The organism is Alteromonas sp. 38, from assembly GCF_902506055.1.
Taxonomy (GTDB): Bacteria; Pseudomonadota; Gammaproteobacteria; order Enterobacterales; family Alteromonadaceae; genus Alteromonas; species Alteromonas lipotrueae.
Genome location: NZ_LR733300.1, coordinates 734,780 through 752,634, shown reverse-complemented (window position 1 = coordinate 752,634; position 17,855 = coordinate 734,780). Strand labels below are relative to the sequence as shown.

The following is a 17,855-nucleotide window of genomic DNA, read 5'->3' as shown; positions in this document are numbered from 1 at the left end:
AAAGAAACTTACTATTTAGCATGATAATACCCTGTGATGACAACATTATTATACTGGCGCTAACGTATCCAGCGGCCAGCGAGGTTTAGCTTGCGAAGAAAGCCCTAATACTTCACCAGCTTTCAAACGCTGCATCCCTGCATAAGCTATCATGGCGCCGTTGTCGGTACAGTACGCTAAGTTAGGGTAGAAAACCTCACCGCGTAAATCATCCATCAAGGTTTTCATTTGTGCTCGCAACATCGTATTCGCGCTTACGCCGCCAGCAATTACTAAGCGCTTCATACCCGTTTGTTTGAGTGCTCGCTTACACTTAATAATGAGTGTGTCGATTACCGCTTCTTGAAACGCGTATGCAATATTAGCTTTGGTTTGTTCGTTGTCATCGGCAGCGCGGATGGTATTAGCCGCAAAAGTTTTCAAACCGCTGAAGCTGAAATCTAAACCAGGGCGGTCTGTCATTGGCCTTGGGAATTTGTAGTGTCCTGGCTCGCCTTTTTCTGCCAGCTTGGCTAATAAGGGCCCTCCAGGGTAATCGAGCCCCAATAGTTTGGCCGTTTTATCAAAGGCTTCACCAGCTGCATCATCTATCGACTCACCGAGAACTTCGTAGCTGCCTATACCTTCTACTTTTACCAACATAGAGTGACCGCCCGATACTAACAATGCAATAAAAGGAAATTCAGGCGCGTTGTCTTCTAACATGGGGGCGAGTAAATGCCCCTCCATATGATGTACACCTACTGCGGGTACACCCCACGCGTAAGCTAAAGAACGCCCTACGGAAGAACCTACTAGTAAAGCACCTACAAGGCCTGGGCCTTGGGTGAAGGCTACGCCGTCTAATTCGTTAGGTTGGGTGTTAGCATCACTAAGCGCTTTTTCGATAAGCGGGATAATTTTTCTAACATGATCCCGTGACGCAAGTTCAGGCACTACACCACCGTAATCGGCGTGTAATTTAACTTGGCTGTATAATTCGTGTGACAATAATCCCGCAGTATCGTCATAAACGGCGATTCCCGTTTCATCACAAGAAGTTTCTATTCCTAATATACGCATACTATTCCTAATATTTGCATTGAGCCAAACCTTACTTTTACATCTTTAACATCAATGTTTACGGTACAACAAACACCAAAGGCTTACTTAGTTATCGAACCTGTCGAGCACAAGCTATAGCCGAATCGCAAGTATTGAGCATAAAGTATTGAGCATAATCAGCATCATTTACCCTGCAAGAGGATACTTGAGTTACCTCAGCACTTATTGCAACAAAGTTTATTGCAATAGATCAGCACCTGACCTGTTTGATCATCTGCGATCTGTGATATGATCCACTCAACCAATGCGGGATCGCGCTGAATTCTTCTTCTCACGTAGACAGATAAAAGGTATTACCTTGTCTCAGAGGGCGCAGAGTTTACCTTTATTCCGCATATCTTGGAATGGTGCTTCGTTTATTTGCGCAATATTGCCTATTTTTTGGCAATTCAGTCTTTACTTTCTGTTCGGAAATGATTAGAATTTCGCACCATTTTTAACCCGGGTGGCCTTTTTAGCGCTCAATTTCCCGGAATTATACAGCAAAAGTTTTGAGGTGAGTGTTTAAATGCCTATCGTTAAAGTTAGAGAAAACGAGCCGTTTGATGTAGCGCTGCGTCGTTTTAAGCGTTCTTGTGAAAAAGCAGGTGTATTGTCTGAAGTTCGTCGTCGTGAGTTCTTCGAAAAGCCTACTTGGGAACGCAAGCGTAAGAAAGCCGCTGCGAAAAAGCGTCATCTAAAGAAATTAGCTCGTGAAAACGCACGTCGCGTAAAACTCTACTAAAACAGGGTTAACTTACGAGTCTGAAAGGTGTTGCATTTGCAGCACCTTTCGCGTTTCTGGGGTACAGAAAACTTTCATTCGCGCTTGTTATTCTTTATTAACATCTAGCGCGGCGGTATTAACATCTAGCGCGGCGGTATTAACATGCAGTGCGTCGGTGAATATCAAGACCCTCTGATAGACTCTCGATTTTTAATACCCCACTGACTCGCCCGTTATCGATAGTGTATGCCTTTTTATGAGTATCCCTACATAGAATGTTTTTTTACTTTTTTCTTTTTATAACTTTTTTCTTTATACCTTTATAATGACTTTCCTTCTTTGTTGAAACTTTACTTAATTTGGGAGCATCATGGCTTTAATAGACGATTTAAAATCTGCACAAAAAGATGCAATGCGCGCTAAAGCGAAATTACGTCTAGGCACCATTCGCATGGCAATAGCAGCCATTAAACAACGTGAAATCGACGAGCAAATCACCCTTACTGATAGCGATATTCTTGCAGTACTAACCAAGATGGTTAAACAGCGTCAAGATGCCGCTTCTCAATTTGATGCCGCTGACCGTGATGACTTGGCCAGTAAAGAGCGTGAAGAGATTATCGTGTTGGAAGGTTTTCTTCCGCAGCCTTTAACCGAAGACGAGCTTGCCACCTTAATTGATGAAGCTATGGTAAGTACCGGTGCTCAAGGTATGCAAGATATGGGTAAAGTGATGGGTAGCCTAAAATCACAAGTACAAGGCCGCACAGATATGGGCGCACTAAGCGCTAAAATAAAAGCCCGTTTAAATGCCTAAATATCGATAAAAATCGAGTGGTAGAAATAGAACTAGCCAGGTTTGTGTAATCGCAAACCTGGTATTTTCATTATTTACCTTCCCTGTTAAAGTACTTTTTTGTGCTACCCTAATTACCGTTATAAGCATTAGTGTCTCCCCATGGCCGGAAAAATACCTCGCGATTTTATTGATGATCTTCTCTCACGCACCGATGTTGTAGACATTGTTGATAGTAGGGTGAAGTTAAAAAAAGCGGGCAAAAATTATCAAGCTTGCTGCCCTTTTCATAATGAGAAAAGCCCTTCTTTTACCGTAAGCCAAGAAAAGCAGTTCTATCATTGCTTTGGTTGTGGTGCCCACGGCAACGCGATTTCCTTTTTGATGGAGTTCGACCGCCTTGAGTTTGTTGAGGCTATTGAAGAACTCGCCAAACTCTACGGATTAGAAGTACCGAGAGAAAAAGGCCACTTGCCTGTGGTTAGCGAAGAGAAAAAGCAACAGCAGCAAGACGACTACTCACTAATGGAACAAGTTGTTCGCTTTTTTCAACACCAACTTAAACAAGATGAAAATAGCGGCAAAGCCATAGATTATTTAAAAAGCCGTGGGCTTAGTGGCGATATCGTTAAGCAATGGGAAATAGGCTATGCACCAGACAGTTGGGATGCGTTGCTAAAAACCTTTGGCAAAGACCAAGCCCGAGTAAAACAGCTTATCGACTTAAAATTGGTTAATCAAAACGACCAAGGCAGACGCTACGATTTTTTTCGCGACCGAATCATGTTCCCCATTCGGGACAAACGAGGCCGCGTAGTCGGTTTTGGTGGCCGCGTATTAGAAGACGGCGGCCCAAAATACTTAAACTCCCCTGAAACCCGTATTTTTCATAAAGGCAGCGAGCTCTTTGGTTTTTACCAAGCTCGTCAACAGAACCGTCAGCTCGACGCAGTACTCATAGTTGAAGGTTATATGGATGTGGTGGCGTTAAGTCAATTCGGTATTAACCAAGCAACGGCTGCACTTGGCACCGCCACCACGGCTGAACATATGCAAATGTTAGTGCGCGCAACCCCGCATATTGTGTGTTGTTATGATGGCGACCGAGCAGGTCGAGAAGCGGCGTGGCGCGCATTAGAAAATGCCCTGCCCGCGTTAAAAGACGGTGTCAGACTGTCTTTCTTATTCTTACCTGACGGCGAAGACCCAGATACTATGGTAAGAAAAATTGGTAAAGATGCCTTCATGGAAATGCTTGATAATGCAATGCCATTGTCACGCTTCTTCTTCGAAAACCAATTGAAAACACATAAAGTGGGTACACCGGAAGGTAAAATAGCGCTTCGCAAAGCAGCCATGCCATTAATTGAGAGTGTGCAGGGTGACGACCAAAAGCAAATGCTATTAGAAGAGCTTGCTAAACACACCGGTGAATACGACAGATTTAAGTTGCAGCAGGATATATCCAAAGCGAACCATGCCAGTAGCAAGCCCGCATATTCAGCGAATAGAAACCAAGTGGGTAAAGCTCGCTTGTCACCGCTACGCATGCTGATTAGGTTACTGCTAGACTCTCCCTCGTTAGCCACACGTTGTGATGACGTGCAACCTTCCGTATTTGAAGGGAGTGACGCAACCGGAATGGATCTTTTATTGGATATTCATCGCTATTGCGCGCAATATCCCCAAGCAACCACTGCACAGCTGGTTGAAAACTTCCGTAATCATCCCCATTCTTCTACTATCGCGAAATTATTGTTACAAGAACATCTTGTTAAAGACGAGGATGCTGAGCGTGTTTACAGCGACAGTTTTGCTCGATTACTCGATTGGCATTTCGATAGCCGCATAGAAACTTTAATTTCCCGCTCTCGGGTTCAACCACTCACTCAAGTGGAAAAAGAGGAACTGAACTTGTTAATGAAGGAGCGCCAGAAAAGCTGACCATAAGGTCGAGACTAATAACTGGCTAAAAAAACAGCCGTCAATCTGGTAAAACCATTAGTAATTCTGCTATACTGGCTAATTCGCTGCACGCACGCTTATAAGCATAAATGTGAACAAATTTGCAGCAATGTCAGTAGCAATTATAAAGCCGAACAAAACGGGCAGAACCAAACCCGGGCAGGTGTGCACCGTTTAATATGACGTGACACCGAGCGGAAGCGGCATTGATACAACAGTAGTACTACAGAGAAATAATGTACATACCTCTTTGGTATGGGTATTTCTATTGCAAACTAATTGAATGTGAGAAGTGTAGGTTATATGGCGCAAAGCAAGCAGTCTCAGATTAAACTCCTGATTGCAAAAGGTAAAGAGCAAGGTTACTTAACCTTTGCAGAAGTTAACGACCACCTGCCGCAAGATATTGTCGATTCTGATCAAATTGAAGATATTATTCGCATGATCAACGACATGGGAATTCAAGTTTCTGAATCTGCTCCAGATTCAGATGAACTTCTCATGCAAGAAGCAACCGCCGATGAAGACGCAGCTGAAGCTGCTGCTCAAGCGCTTGCTACAGTAGAAAGCGAAATTGGGCGTACCACCGACCCTGTACGTATGTATATGCGTGAAATGGGTACGGTTGAGCTTCTTACTCGTGAAGGCGAAATTGAAATTGCCAAGCGTATAGAAGATGGAATTAATCAGGTTCAGTGCTCTGTTGCTGAATACCCTGAAGCCATCACCTATTTGCTCGATCAATGGGACTTGTACGAAGCAGAAGAAATTCGCATCAGCGACATTATTTCTGGTTTTGTTGACCCGAATGATGATCAAGATCTTGCTCCTACGGCCACGCACATCGGCTCTGAACTTTCAGAAGAAGAACTGGAAGATGAAGATGACGACGATGATGAAGAAGACGAAGATGAAGGCGGTGTAGACCCTGAATTAGCCCGCGCTAAGTTTGGTGCCCTTCGTGATCAATACATCAAAGCACGTGACGTTATCGAGAAGAAAGGCCGCTCTCATGCTGCCGCTCGTGAACAAATCAATGCATTGAGTGAAGTCTTCAAAGAATTCCGTCTAGTGCCTAAGCAATTTGATCGTATGGTTAAAAACATGCGTTCAATGATGGACAAAGTGCGTATCCAAGAACGTCTTGTTATGAAGTTCTGTGTTGTTAACGCTAAAATGCCTAAGAAAGATTTCATCAAGGCATTTGCAGGAAACGAAACGTCTTCTGCTTGGTTAACAAAAGCGATTAAAGCTAACGCAGCTTATTCTGACGCATTAGCCGTTAACAAAGAAGAAATTGAACGCTGTATTAGCAAGATGAACCAGGTTGAACAAGAAACTGGTTTGGTTATTGCTGATATCAAAGACATCAACCGTCGTATGTCAATTGGTGAAGCAAAGGCTCGCCGAGCGAAGAAAGAGATGGTTGAAGCTAACTTACGTTTGGTTATTTCAATTGCTAAGAAATACACCAACCGTGGTTTGCAATTCCTTGACCTTATTCAGGAAGGTAACATCGGCCTGATGAAGGCGGTAGATAAGTTTGAATATCGCCGTGGTTATAAGTTCTCAACTTATGCTACCTGGTGGATTCGTCAGGCAATTACCCGTTCTATTGCCGACCAAGCGCGTACTATCCGTATTCCTGTGCACATGATTGAAACGATTAACAAACTTAATCGTATCTCTCGTCAAATGCTACAAGAAATGGGTCGTGAGCCAACACCTGAAGAGTTGTCTGAACGCATGCTTATGCCAGAAGACAAAATTCGCAAAGTGTTGAAAATAGCTAAAGAGCCAATCTCAATGGAAACGCCAATTGGCGATGATGAAGATTCGCATCTAGGTGATTTTATCGAGGACAGCACCATTATACAGCCCCTCGATTCTGCGACCGGCGGTAGCCTTAAAGACGCAACACAAGAAGTGTTGGCAGGGCTTACAGCACGTGAAGCGAAGGTACTTCGCATGCGTTTCGGTATCGACATGAATACTGACCATACACTTGAAGAAGTGGGTAAACAGTTTGACGTTACCCGTGAGCGTATTCGTCAAATTGAAGCGAAGGCATTGCGTAAGCTACGTCATCCTAGCCGCTCTGAGCAGCTACGAAGCTTCTTAGACGAGTAGAATATTCACAAGTATTAGAACAATTAAAAATCCCCTGCTTTGTCAGGGGATTTTTTTAACTGAGTTAGCGCTAAGCTGTGGTACAACATGGTCACTTGCCAAAGTAATTACGTTCCATTTGCGGCGCTAATTATTCAGTAGCTCCGCGATTTGTACTGGCCGATAGCAACTTAATGCCAGATACAAAAACGCCCTCAATGTTGAGGGCGTTTTTATATTTAGTTAGCGGTTATACGCGGAACTGCTTTGCTATCAATTCTAAATGCTGTGCTAAATCGGCAAGTTCGTTACACATAACACCTAATTCGCCCGAACGACTAGAAGTTTCCTCTGTACGTTGGTGAATTTCTTCAACGTGCTTCACAATGTCTACCGCCACTGAACGTTGATCTTCAGTGTTGTGCGCAATCTGTTCGTTCATTTGATTAATGCGACCGATTGTACTGGTTATTGTTTCTAAACTAACACCCGCTTTATTAGCTGTTTCAACACTATTGGTTGCTTGCTCGGTGCCGCGAGACATTACTTCCACTGCTGAATGCGCTGCGCTCTGTAGCTGCTCAATAGTGCTCTGAATCTCTTCAGTCGATTGTTGAGTACGTGATGCAAGGGTACGAACTTCATCAGCAACAACAGCGAAACCACGCCCTTGCTCACCCGCCCTAGCAGCTTCAATGGCGGCATTAAGCGCCAGTAAGTTAGTTTGCTCGGCAATGCCTTTAATCACATCGAGTACCGAGCCAACTTTGTTCGAATCTGACTCAAGACGCCCAATCACATCAGCGGTTTCACGCACGTTTTCGGCTAACTGCTGAATACTGGAAACGGTTTGTTGTACAATTTGACGGCCTTCGCCAGCGGCGCTAGTCGCTTCGTTAGCATCACCTGCAGCTTGTGCGGCACTGTGTGCTACGCCGTCTACTGAACCACTCATTGTATCAACCGCGAGTTTGGCGTTTTGTGCAGACTGCTGTTGAATATCAATAGTACGCTGGGTTTCCTCCGTTAGGCCGCGAAGGTTTTGCGCCAAGTTAGATAACGGTAAACTCGCCTCAACCACGTCTTTCACTACGCCTTGCAGTTTGTCCATAAACTGATTAAACCAATACACCAACTCGCCAATTTCATCTTCACTTTTCGTTGCGATACGAACGGTCAAATCACCGTTTTCTTGGGCAATATCTTTAAGCGAGCGCACTACGTCATCGATGCTTTTCTTAATACCTTGGACGATGGGCACCGCGGTAGCAAACAACAACAAGGTGACGACAATAGTCATTATCACACCGGTACTGATTAACGAAATATTTGCCGCGTCGGTTTTCGCAAAAGAAGCATCAAATGCAGATTGCTGCTCATCTCTAAAATTTGTCATTGAAGCAATAACAGCATCGTACGAACCGTTCATCTGCTTAGATAGTTGACCTAAGCGGCTAAAGTCAGCCGTTCCATCAACCATTGACTGAGAAACGTCGTACGCCACTTCAAAATAATCATCGAACCCAGCAGAAATCTTTGATATCGCGGGGCGAAACTCAGGGCTGATTGCACTTATCTCGTCTAGCCCAGCTTTTGCATCTGTGGCCAATTCACTCGCAGCGCTCAATGTATCTTGGTCGCCTGTGGTTACCGCACTACTTAGCGTGTCCCTGACTTTTTGCATATCTACCAAGGTAGAGGCAGACAATTGAAGTGCGGGAAACTGAACGTTTTCAACTTTCTCGAGGGTGTCGTCATTGTTAAGTGCAACGTAAACCGTAATTAAGAGGTAAATAATAAAGCTTAGTGCAGCAATTCCCGGTATCAGAAAAATCTTTGTTGCGATGGGCATTTTTTTTAGAAAACTCATTTTTATCTCACCAGTTACGTCACGTTACTTTAAGCACGGCCACAGATCATGGCTTTATAATTCTATATCTTCACATTCTTAAAAAACTTTAGAAATATCTTAGCCCCCCTCATTACTGAGCGGGGCCTAAACTTTGCTATAAACGAAGACTAGAAAGTGTAGTTAACACCCACTCTCAATAGCGTCGCATCATTCGCGTCGTTTGCATCATCTTCGAACCAAGTGACTTCACCTTTAACCGCGAAACCAGGCTCAACATCGTATCGTAAACCTGCTGTTAATGCAGAAGTATCTTCCAAAGTCGATGCAGCTACAGCTGCAAAGCCTTGATACAACGATGACCATGTTCCGTCAGTAACGGCATCGCCAGTAGATATAGTAGAAGGAACATCGTTTAAGTAAGTTGCAACATCATCAGGATCTGACTCTTTATGTTCATAAGTAATGTGTGGAGTGAACTTACCGAAACGCATTCCCGCGGTAATATACCAAGCATCATCATTTGCGATAGGAGCTTCATCAAATGAAATGTGGGTATATTCTGCACCTACAAACCAATCGTATTTATCTATATTCACGGCAAGTTCGAAGAAACCAACGGTATCATCTTCAATTAAGAAGTTTTTTGAAAACTCAGTGACAGTAGGAACGATCGGAGAAAATTGATTAATGCTATTAGTTAAAAATTCTAGATCTTCATTTGGACTATTAAATTTAGCTTGCGCATAAATAGTACGAATATTGAACCAATCACGAGTGGCCTCAAAAGAAATACCAGTAAGGTTATCCGCCTCTAATGTACCGGATTCTGAACGTCCTGCAAAAAGTTGTGCTCCATATTCCCAGTCACCCGCGTAGTTGCTGTAATCGTAACGAACACCATCAATATTGTTGATAAGTACGCCGTAAACCGATTGTGGCGGTGTTAGCCAGTGGTACGAATAACCCACATCCAAAGAAGCAGAATATTTGAATAATGGCAGGCGAACTCTTCCAGCACTGATACTCGAGTTATTTGAAAGTGCATAAGTCATATATGCCCATTCGAAACTTGCATCGTAATCGTCACTTCCACGACCAACAAGCTGCGCTGTTGCAGAAAGCTTCTCACTAACATCACCACGCACTTGAAGTCCGAAAACACTCGCAGGCTCGAAATTAAAATCGCTGTCGTAACCGTATACCGCTTCGTCATCATCTAGTGTCATACCACCGATAAGGTTGGCGAACCCATTGATTTTTATGTCTGCAACCGCTGGCATGGCGATTAAGCTAGCAACTGATAAAAGGGCAAGTTTGGTTTTCATGTTAAATCCTTAAAAATTCTTAAACTGTGTAATCAAAAAGTGGCAACTACGCGAACGCTTCCGTCTACGGAGCCAGCATCTACATAGCCAATTGCACCTGGGTCTGCAGCAACAGCTGAAACCACCTCGGCGTCGCTACCTAATGCTTTAGGAGGCTGACCTTTCCCAGTAAAAACTAATTTAGACCAAAAAGCGGTAAGCTGAGACGCTGATTTATTCAAAACTTTACCGTTGAATTCGTCTGTAGCGGCCTGCCCTTCAGCAAGTGCTAGCGGTACTACCTTCGTGCCGTTTGGAAAAGCTTTCATTTTGTTAAGGAAGAGTCGGCTGATTGAATCTTTGTCTAATGCATCGCCGTTAGACGGGTGAACTATCACTGCTACATCTGCAAAAGCCATGCTGCTGCACAAACTTGCTGCTAGTATCCACTGTTTCATTACATGTCCTCTAAGTCGTATTTGTTTCGGTAGCGCAATTAAAAGAACGTTAACCTTTAATCTACCTATACCGATGTGCTTATTTTTTATTCTTACTCATACAAATATCTTCTGTGCTTCAAGATTAAGATAAGTATTAGCAAGGATTAGAAAAACTGCCAACTGAGATACAAAAAATTTGCTTTAAATTTCGTTGTGTTCAGCATAGCCCTAATACAGTTGGCGCAGTTTAGGGTAGAGAGGCGTAGAAGCAACTATACAAAAGGATAAAGGTATTGGCAGAACTTATAACTTCATACGTAAAAATAGCAGAGATGTGAAAAACAATTAAATATAGTTGTTAAAATTCAGTTAGATAAAAAATCTCCAGAGTTCTATTTAGGAGTGGCGAACGATATTATTGTATAAAAACATATACCTTAATACCGCCCGACTTTTTGAACTTTTCCGTACTTATTGGTTAAGCACTGAGCAGAATCATAGTAAATGAGTGTCTAAAAACACGATCTTACCCTAGATGTGAGGGCTTAATTTTCTTCGCCTTTACGGTAGGGAATTTCAACTTCTAAGCGTTCTATTTCAACGGTTCTTTGCTGGGGGGAACCTGTGTTTCGAGCAAGCCAACTGTAAGCCGTCGGTACCACATACAATGTCATAAAGGCAGAAACCAGAACACCCGCAGCGATAACCATACCAATTACCATGCGACTTTCTGCGCCAGGACCAGACGCAAACACTAAGGGCAAAGAGCTAAATACCGTAGTAAACCCGGTCATAACGATAGGGCGAAGTCGCTGAGCAGCTGCCCGTCGTAGTGCGTCTTCGAAGTTCATACCTGCATCTCGAAGTTGATTAGCAAACTCCACAATCAAAATACCGTTTTTCGCCGCAAGACCAATCAGCATAACCAGCCCTATTTGGCTATAAATGTTAAGTGTCATACCGGCAAAATAGAGTCCGATAAAAGCGCCCACCAGCGCAAGAGGTACAGTTAACATTATAACTAGCGGATGTACCCAACTTTCAAATTGCGCAGCGAGAATTAGGTATGTGACCGCAAGCGCCAACAAGAACACATAGATAAACGAATTCCCTTGTTCTTGATAAAGCTGTGACTCGCCTTTGTAGTCGATAGACACATTGTCAGGTAGCTCTGTGCGTACGATATTCTCGAGGTAAGCTAAGCCCTCTCCTAACGTATAGTCGCCGGCTAAGTTCGCTGAAATGGTGACAGCACGCATGCGATTATAACGATTTAAGCGTGAGGAAGTCGCCTGCTCTTCGAAAGTAAGCAAGTTGTCCATGGGAATAAGCTCGCCGCTTCTTGAAGAACGAACATAAAGATTATCGATACTATTTGGGCTTCTAAAATCAGCCTCTATACCCTCGATTATAACATCGTACTCTTCGCCCCTATCTAAAAATGTAGAGACCGTACGTTGCCCTAACATGACTTCTAAGGTACGGCCAATATCACTTATAGACCCCCCCAAATCAGCCGCCCTATCTCTGTCTATATTGACCAGAAGCTGAGGTGATGTTTCTTTATAATCAGAGTCGATACGAACTAAGTTTCGATTTTCTGAGGCCTTTTCGATTAGGATGTCACGCCACTCAACTAAGTTCTCGTAGGTATCACCTTGCAATACAAATTGTACGGGCCTACCAAAACCTGCGCCTGAAATACCACTTCGCATAATGGCGAAGGCTCTCACATCAGGCACGGCATCAAGCTTCGCACTTATTTCATCCATCAATGTGAAGGTGCTAAAATCACGCTCATCCCAATCGGCAGAGCCAACAATGGCGATCCCGGCATTGTTGCCAAACCCTGGAGTACGTACCAGTAACCTACCTATTTTACCGCTTTCACGGTAAGGCATTAGGATGTCTTCGATAAGTTTAAGGTTAGCGGCATTACTTTCGAAACTCGCGCCTTCTTGGGCATTCATTAATATGTAAAAGTTTCCCCGATCTTCTTTAGGCACGAATTCACTAGGTAACTTTTCTGAGATTTGTACTAGTGCCACCACTGAAACAATTAGCAATAGCACCATGATAAACGGCTGGTGAATAGTACTTCCCAAGCTTTTAAAGTAGCGGTTTTCGAGGGCATGAAAACGCTTATCCATCCACGCGCCAAATCCTACTGAACGCGTCCTTTTTTTAAGAATTTTCGAGGCCATCATAGGCGAGAGGGTTAATGCGGTGAAACTAGAAAACGCCACAGCAGCAGCAATAGCCAGGGCAAACTCAGTAAACAAACGCCCTACATTCCCTTCAAGAAACACTAAAGGTACAAATACAGATATCAGTACCAAGGTAGTTGCAATAACCGCAAAGCCAACCTCTCTAGCGCCTCGATAAGCGGCTAATATGGGAGGTTCACCCATTTCTATTCGCCGGGAAATATTCTCAAGCACCACGATGGCATCATCTACCACCAGCCCAATCGCTAACACCATAGCAAGTAAGGTAAGTAGGTTGATAGAGAAGCCTAACGCGTACATCACAATAAATGCTGCCACTAGAGACACGGGTACAGTGACTGCAGGAATAAGTGTGGCGCGCACATTTCCCAAGAAGAGGTAAATAACAATTACCACCATAAGCATGGCTATGGCGAGGGTTTCATAAACTTCATTAATCGATGCCTCAATAAATACTGAGGAGTCATAGCTAGGCACAATGAAAATATTGTCCGGCAAGGTTTCTTCAATTTTTCTGATTTGCGCTTTTGCTGAGCGAGCAACATCTAAAGTATTCGCTTTTGATTGCTTTATAATGCCCAAACCAATCATGTTAACGCCGTCACCTCTAAACTCGGTTTCGTCGTCTTCAGCCGCCAACTCTACATTCGCAATTTCCCCTAAGCGAACGAGGTATCCATCGTCCCCTACTGCTACGGTTAACGCCGCAAAATCTTCTGGCGATAAGAACGTACGCGCTACACGTACTTCAAAGTTTCTATCGAGCGACTCAACTTCACCAGCGGGAAGTTCAACGTTTTCAGAACTAATGACACTTTCAACATCGCTTACGGTAATACCACGGGCAGCCATAGCGTTTCTATCAAGAAATACTTTCATGGCATAGCGACGACCACCACCAATTTGAACCCGTGCAACCCCATCGGCTACCGATAGGCGGTCCACTAGGAAGCGCTCTGCGTAGTCGGTAAGCTCCATGGTATTAAGGTTTGTACTACGCAGGTTGTACCACACAATGGCACTTTGATCGGAATCGGCCTTTGAAACTTCTGGAGGATCGGCCTGATCAGGCAAATTATTCAGTGCCCGACTCACTCGCTCTCGCACATCATTAGCGGCAGCGTCGATATCTCTGGATAATTTAAATTCTATGGTGATATCAGAACGTCCATTGGTCGACGTTGAAGTAATATTTTTAATCCCTTCAATACCCGAAATTCTGTCCTCGAGTAGTTGAGTAATGCGGGTTTCAACAATATTCGCCGATGCGCCTGTGTATTTGGTTGAAACCGATACAATGGGCGGGTCGATGTCTGGGTACTCACGAAGCGCCAACATGGAAATGGCGACCACGCCAAATATAATCAGTAGCAGATTGATAACCGTTGCAAATACCGGCCTTTTTACTGAAATGTCAGATAACAACATGGCTTAACCCTCGTTGTTACGGTTAAGAACGTTAACAGCAGATTGATCGCGTACTCTAAGCGTGCCTTCCGTAATCACTTCGTCACCGGCTTTAAGTCCAGAGACAATTTGAACGATACCAGGTCGGCGTTCGCCAATAACCACCTCGCGTTGATGGGCAACATCGCCTTCTACCACATAGACATATTGAATATCTTGCACTGGTACTAAAGCTTTCTCAGGAATAATAAGTGTATCAAGCACACGTTTTTCAACCACGATGGTAAGTAGCATGCCCGGCCTTAATCGTTGGTCTTTATTGTCGATAATTGCGCGTACGCTAATAGCGCGGCTGATGGGGTCTAATCGGGTATCAATATGCGTGATTTCACCACTGAACATTTCACCTGGATAAGCCACCGATGTCGCCGAAACCTTCTGGCCTTTTGCTACACTCGCCAATTGGTTCTCGGCAATGCTAAAATCAACTTTTACTACGCTAATATCATCAAGGGTGGTAATAACACCAGCGGGCTGCACCAATGAACCAATACTGACTTGTCGTGCACCAAGCACACCAGAAAATGGCGCGCGAATTTGCAAGTCATCAACCTGCGCTTCAGCGATGTCTAATTGCGCTTCTAATCCTTTTACACGCGCTTGTTGTTCATCAAGTAACTGTTCTGAAGCCGCGCTAGACTCACGTAAGTTAAAAATACGGGTGTATTGGCGCTTTGCTTCATCAATATTGGCGCGCAATTCAGCAACCCGAGCCAGTTCTTCATTATTGTTTAGCTGAATAAGCACTTGGCCAGCCTTCACACTATCGCCATCTTCGAAGTTAACTGAGCGCACGGTTTCGGTAACTTGCGCAGTGACTGCTATCGATTCATTCGCTCTGGCAGTACCGAGGGCTTCAATGGTTATCGCCATTGCGCCTTGCTCTACCAATATGGTTTTCACTGTTGTCGCCAGAGAGCCGCCTTTTTTCACCTGTTCTTCTGCAGGCAAGTTTACATAGACAACCACAGCCGCTAGCAATAAAGCACCTATTAATAATGGAGATAGTAATTTGCGTGAAGACATAACCTTTCCTATTGGTAAATATGCACCACGTGATAAAGTAACCAAGTTGGTGCATTAACGAGATTCAGGGTCGCGTTCAAACCAAATCCTTTATCTACGTTTTTATTATTATTAACTTTTTCTGAATAGTATTTTACCCAAACTAATGAGTATCAATTTTCGCTTATCATCCATTTTGGTAGTTTTAACGCTTTTTGGATGTACAAAGAAGGTGCCTGAAGCACCTTTTTGCCGAAGCACGAATAACGAGGAGCATACTCAAAATGCCGCCGCATGCATCATTAAAGTGCAAAACAAAGCGCTTTTGATCAAACATCGCCTTTCAAACCGTTTAGATTTCCCCGGTGGCGGAAAAAAAGAGGGCGAATCATTAGTTTGCGCAGCCCACCGAGAAACATGGGAAGAAACAGGTTTCAATGTCGAGGTAGGTGAAAAATTGGCCGTTACACAAAATGGTCTCGCGCTATTTGAGTGTACATTAAATGCTGGGGTAGAACACTTGCCAGATGTGTTTGATGCGCCGCCATGGGCAAAACTAGAAGTGATTGAATTGGTAAAGGCCGACCCCTTTTTGCTCACCCATGTTCAACTTCGCTTTCCTGATGATCTAATTGCGTTTCGCGATAGCTTTAATAAAATTAAAGCAAGCCAATCTCAGCAAGAATAACGTGTGTTTGGTTGTGCCAATGCCCTTGCTTTGGTAATTTGATTACCCGCTGTTATTAGAAGGGGTTAAGCCATCATTATCTTCAAGTTTAGCCTGCTATATTTAGGAGACAGGCCATGTATTCATTAGCTCCTCTTAGCCTTAAAGGCAAAGTGTCTGAAATAGAATGGCAAACGCGCGTCGATTTAGCCGCATGCTATCGACTGGTTGCTGATATGCGTTGGGGCGACCTTATCTATACGCATATTTCGGCTAAAGTCCCCGGCACCGACCATTACTTAGTTAACGCCTTTGGGTTAGGATTTGACGAAGTAACCGCGTCTAACCTTGTAAAAGTTGATCTTGAAGGTAATATCCTTGATGACTCGCCTTACCAAATAAACCCCGCCGGATTTACTATCCATAGTGCCATTCATGAGGTTCGTCACGATGCAATGTGCGTTATTCACTTGCACACACTCGCCACCATTTCTGTGGCATCGGTAAAAGGCGGATTAAAGCCTTGGAGCCAGTATTCTTTATTTTCACTTCCCTCGCTGTCGTACCATAGTTATGAAGGTTTGGCAGTAAACGACAGTGAAAAGAAAAGCCTTCAAGATGATTTAGGCGATACCAACCATATGCTGCTGCCTAATCACGGAGGGTTAACTGTCGGCCCCACCGTAGGCGATGCTTTCATGCGCTTTTATGATTTACAAAGAGCCTGTGAAATTCAGCTGGCGCTCATGCAGTCGAACGAAGAAGTTATTGAGATACCGCAGCCTATTATTGACGGCATTTATCAGCAAGCCAGCGTAGTGCACAGTGGTGAAACCGGCGGCCAGAAGGCCTGGCCCGCCATGCTAAGAAAAGCCTACAAGCTCGACCCTGGCTTTTGTGAATAATCCATATTATGCGTCGTTGCCAGTGCCGCTAGCGACGACGACAAACAGACAATAGAGAAACCATAAATGAAAGTAACCAAAGTAGAAATATTTGATATTGAGTGCCCAAAGCGCCCAGCGTGGAACCCTGTTTTCGTACGAGTGTATACCGATGAAGGCATTACCGGTGTCGGTGAAGCAGGCTTAGCTTACGATTGGGGTCATAGTGCTGCAGCGCACATGATAAAAGAAATTGCAGAAGCCATGCTAATTGGCTTCAACCCATTCCACACTGAGCTATTGTGGTCGCGTATGTTACGTGAAGGCTTTTGGGGCTTAGGTGGTGGACCTGTTATTTATGCAGCCATGAGTGCTATTGATACTGCACTTTGGGACATTAAAGGCAAAGCCCTAGGCTTACCCGTTTACGAACTGCTGGGCGGGAAAACCAATGGCAAACTGCGCAGCTATGCCAGCCAATTGCAGTTCGATTGGGATAAAGAAGTCACTAAGCTAAACGACCCGGCCGACTATGCACGCGCGACCGAAAAAGCGTTAAAAGATGGCTACGATGCCGTGAAAGTAGACCCTATTGTTTACGATAAAGACGGTGTCACCCACTTCGATCGCACTAAACTTTTCTCTAAGCCAGAACTAAAGCTATTTAAAGCCCGTTTACAAGCCATACGCGACACCATGGGTGAAGACGGCGATATTATTTTTGAATGCCACAGCTTGTTAGGGGCATCTACCGCCATCCAGCTTGGCGATATTGTTGAAGAAATTGGCTGCTTGTATTACGAAGAACCCGTCAATTACTTGAATTCAAAACTACACGATAAAGTGGCTAAAAACGTAAACGTACCGATTGCTGGTGGTGAACGCTTGTATCATCGCTGGGACGTGCGCCCTTATTTAGAAGACCAGTCTATTGATGTACTACAGCCTGACGTAGGCTTGTGTGGCGGCTTTACTGAAGCGAAAAAAGTATGTGATTACGCCGATATTTATGACGTGCGCATTCAAGCCCATGTATGTGGTGGGCCGGTGGCGACAGCAGCAAGTTTGCACTTAGAAACCGCAATACCTAATTTCTTAATTCACGAACACCACACCTACGCCATTAAAGACTGGAACCGTGAACTTTGTCTGCAAGACCCACAACCCGTAAACGGCTTTATTGAAGCGCCAGATACCCCAGGGTTAGGCATCGATTTGAATGACGAGATTGTTTACCGCTCGCCTCATATGACAATAACTGAACTTAAATAGCGAAACACATAGATTGGGGCAATGGTTCTCCTTGCCCCGACTGTTTTCAAGGATAA

At 44.2% G+C, this 17,855-nt stretch carries 13 protein-coding genes; 7 read left to right on the top strand and 6 right to left on the bottom strand.

The features are described 5' to 3' along the window. Positions 1 to 48: 48 nt before the first annotated feature. A complete protein-coding gene (gene tsaD / locus FLAVO9R_RS03205) occupies positions 49 to 1,062 on the bottom strand; it encodes a tRNA (adenosine(37)-N6)-threonylcarbamoyltransferase complex transferase subunit TsaD (protein ID WP_159528715.1) in 1,014 nt (337 codons plus the stop codon). 550 nt (positions 1,063 to 1,612) lie between these two features. Between tsaD and rpsU the strand changes: the two genes are divergently transcribed. From rpsU to rpoD, 4 genes are all read left to right on the top strand, one after another. Continuing rightward, positions 1,613 to 1,828, top strand: a complete 216-nt coding sequence (gene rpsU, locus FLAVO9R_RS03200) for a 30S ribosomal protein S21 (protein WP_012517258.1) — start codon at positions 1,613 to 1,615, stop codon at positions 1,826 to 1,828. A 352-nt stretch (positions 1,829 to 2,180) separates the two neighbouring features. Then, positions 2,181 to 2,627: a GatB/YqeY domain-containing protein gene (locus FLAVO9R_RS03195; RefSeq protein WP_159528713.1), complete on the top strand. Its 447-nt coding sequence runs from the start codon at positions 2,181 to 2,183 to the stop codon at positions 2,625 to 2,627. A 141-nt stretch (positions 2,628 to 2,768) separates the two neighbouring features. Beyond that, positions 2,769 to 4,550, top strand: coding sequence for a DNA primase (dnaG, locus tag FLAVO9R_RS03190; protein WP_159528711.1), 1,782 nt, complete (start codon positions 2,769 to 2,771; stop codon positions 4,548 to 4,550). A 324-nt stretch (positions 4,551 to 4,874) separates the two neighbouring features. Further along, entirely contained in the window at positions 4,875 to 6,701 is a 1,827-nt protein-coding gene (rpoD, locus tag FLAVO9R_RS03185; protein WP_013785437.1) for an RNA polymerase sigma factor RpoD, read from the top strand. Positions 6,702 to 6,930: 229 nt separating this feature from the next. Here the strand turns inward: rpoD and FLAVO9R_RS03180 are convergent, their stop codons facing one another. The 5 genes from FLAVO9R_RS03180 to FLAVO9R_RS03160 all read right to left on the bottom strand — a co-directional run bounded on the left by FLAVO9R_RS03180 (position 6,931) and on the right by FLAVO9R_RS03160 (position 14,997). Beyond that, the gene (locus tag FLAVO9R_RS03180; protein ID WP_159528710.1) at positions 6,931 to 8,550 is read right to left on the bottom strand and encodes a methyl-accepting chemotaxis protein; all 1,620 of its coding nucleotides are present in this window, start codon (positions 8,548 to 8,550) and stop codon (positions 6,931 to 6,933) included. A gap of 149 nt (positions 8,551 to 8,699) precedes the next feature. Continuing rightward, positions 8,700 to 9,857, bottom strand: a complete 1,158-nt coding sequence (locus tag FLAVO9R_RS03175; RefSeq protein WP_159528708.1) for a topoisomerase IV — start codon at positions 9,855 to 9,857, stop codon at positions 8,700 to 8,702. A gap of 32 nt (positions 9,858 to 9,889) precedes the next feature. Then, positions 9,890 to 10,294, bottom strand: a complete 405-nt coding sequence (locus tag FLAVO9R_RS03170; protein WP_159528706.1) for a phosphate ABC transporter substrate-binding protein — start codon at positions 10,292 to 10,294, stop codon at positions 9,890 to 9,892. Positions 10,295 to 10,821: 527 nt separating this feature from the next. Beyond that, entirely contained in the window at positions 10,822 to 13,932 is a 3,111-nt protein-coding gene (locus FLAVO9R_RS03165) for an efflux RND transporter permease subunit (RefSeq protein WP_159528704.1), read from the bottom strand. A 3-nt stretch (positions 13,933 to 13,935) separates the two neighbouring features. Then, entirely contained in the window at positions 13,936 to 14,997 is a 1,062-nt protein-coding gene (locus tag FLAVO9R_RS03160) for an efflux RND transporter periplasmic adaptor subunit (RefSeq protein ID WP_159528702.1), read from the bottom strand. A 211-nt stretch (positions 14,998 to 15,208) separates the two neighbouring features. Here FLAVO9R_RS03160 and FLAVO9R_RS03155 point away from each other — a divergent pair, with 211 nt between their 5' ends. The 3 genes from FLAVO9R_RS03155 (at position 15,209) to FLAVO9R_RS03145 (ending at position 17,799) form a co-directional block, all read left to right on the top strand. Then, positions 15,209 to 15,664, top strand: a complete 456-nt coding sequence (locus tag FLAVO9R_RS03155) for an NUDIX hydrolase (RefSeq protein WP_232370567.1) — start codon at positions 15,209 to 15,211, stop codon at positions 15,662 to 15,664. 116 nt (positions 15,665 to 15,780) lie between these two features. After that, positions 15,781 to 16,548 (top strand): class II aldolase/adducin family protein, encoded by a 768-nt coding sequence (locus FLAVO9R_RS03150; RefSeq protein WP_159528698.1) that lies wholly within the window; start codon positions 15,781 to 15,783, stop codon positions 16,546 to 16,548. A gap of 66 nt (positions 16,549 to 16,614) precedes the next feature. Further along, a complete protein-coding gene (locus tag FLAVO9R_RS03145) occupies positions 16,615 to 17,799 on the top strand; it encodes a mandelate racemase/muconate lactonizing enzyme family protein (protein ID WP_159528696.1) in 1,185 nt (394 codons plus the stop codon). Positions 17,800 to 17,855 lie beyond the last annotated feature (56 nt).

Excerpts from the sequence above, each read along its gene's own strand:
- tsaD (WP_159528715.1), bottom strand. The coding sequence starts at position 1,062 with ATGCGTATATTAGGAATAGAAACTTCTTGTGATGAAACGGGAATCGCC.
- rpsU (WP_012517258.1), top strand. The coding sequence starts at position 1,613 with ATGCCTATCGTTAAAGTTAGAGAAAACGAGCCGTTTGATGTAGCGCTG.
- FLAVO9R_RS03195 (WP_159528713.1), top strand. The coding sequence starts at position 2,181 with ATGGCTTTAATAGACGATTTAAAATCTGCACAAAAAGATGCAATGCGC.
- dnaG (WP_159528711.1), top strand. The coding sequence starts at position 2,769 with ATGGCCGGAAAAATACCTCGCGATTTTATTGATGATCTTCTCTCACGC.
- rpoD (WP_013785437.1), top strand. The coding sequence starts at position 4,875 with ATGGCGCAAAGCAAGCAGTCTCAGATTAAACTCCTGATTGCAAAAGGT.
- FLAVO9R_RS03180 (WP_159528710.1), bottom strand. The coding sequence starts at position 8,550 with ATGAGTTTTCTAAAAAAAATGCCCATCGCAACAAAGATTTTTCTGATA.
- FLAVO9R_RS03175 (WP_159528708.1), bottom strand. The coding sequence starts at position 9,857 with ATGAAAACCAAACTTGCCCTTTTATCAGTTGCTAGCTTAATCGCCATG.
- FLAVO9R_RS03170 (WP_159528706.1), bottom strand. The coding sequence starts at position 10,294 with ATGAAACAGTGGATACTAGCAGCAAGTTTGTGCAGCAGCATGGCTTTT.
- FLAVO9R_RS03165 (WP_159528704.1), bottom strand. The coding sequence starts at position 13,932 with ATGTTGTTATCTGACATTTCAGTAAAAAGGCCGGTATTTGCAACGGTT.
- FLAVO9R_RS03160 (WP_159528702.1), bottom strand. The coding sequence starts at position 14,997 with ATGTCTTCACGCAAATTACTATCTCCATTATTAATAGGTGCTTTATTG.
- FLAVO9R_RS03150 (WP_159528698.1), top strand. The coding sequence starts at position 15,781 with ATGTATTCATTAGCTCCTCTTAGCCTTAAAGGCAAAGTGTCTGAAATA.
- FLAVO9R_RS03145 (WP_159528696.1), top strand. The coding sequence starts at position 16,615 with ATGAAAGTAACCAAAGTAGAAATATTTGATATTGAGTGCCCAAAGCGC.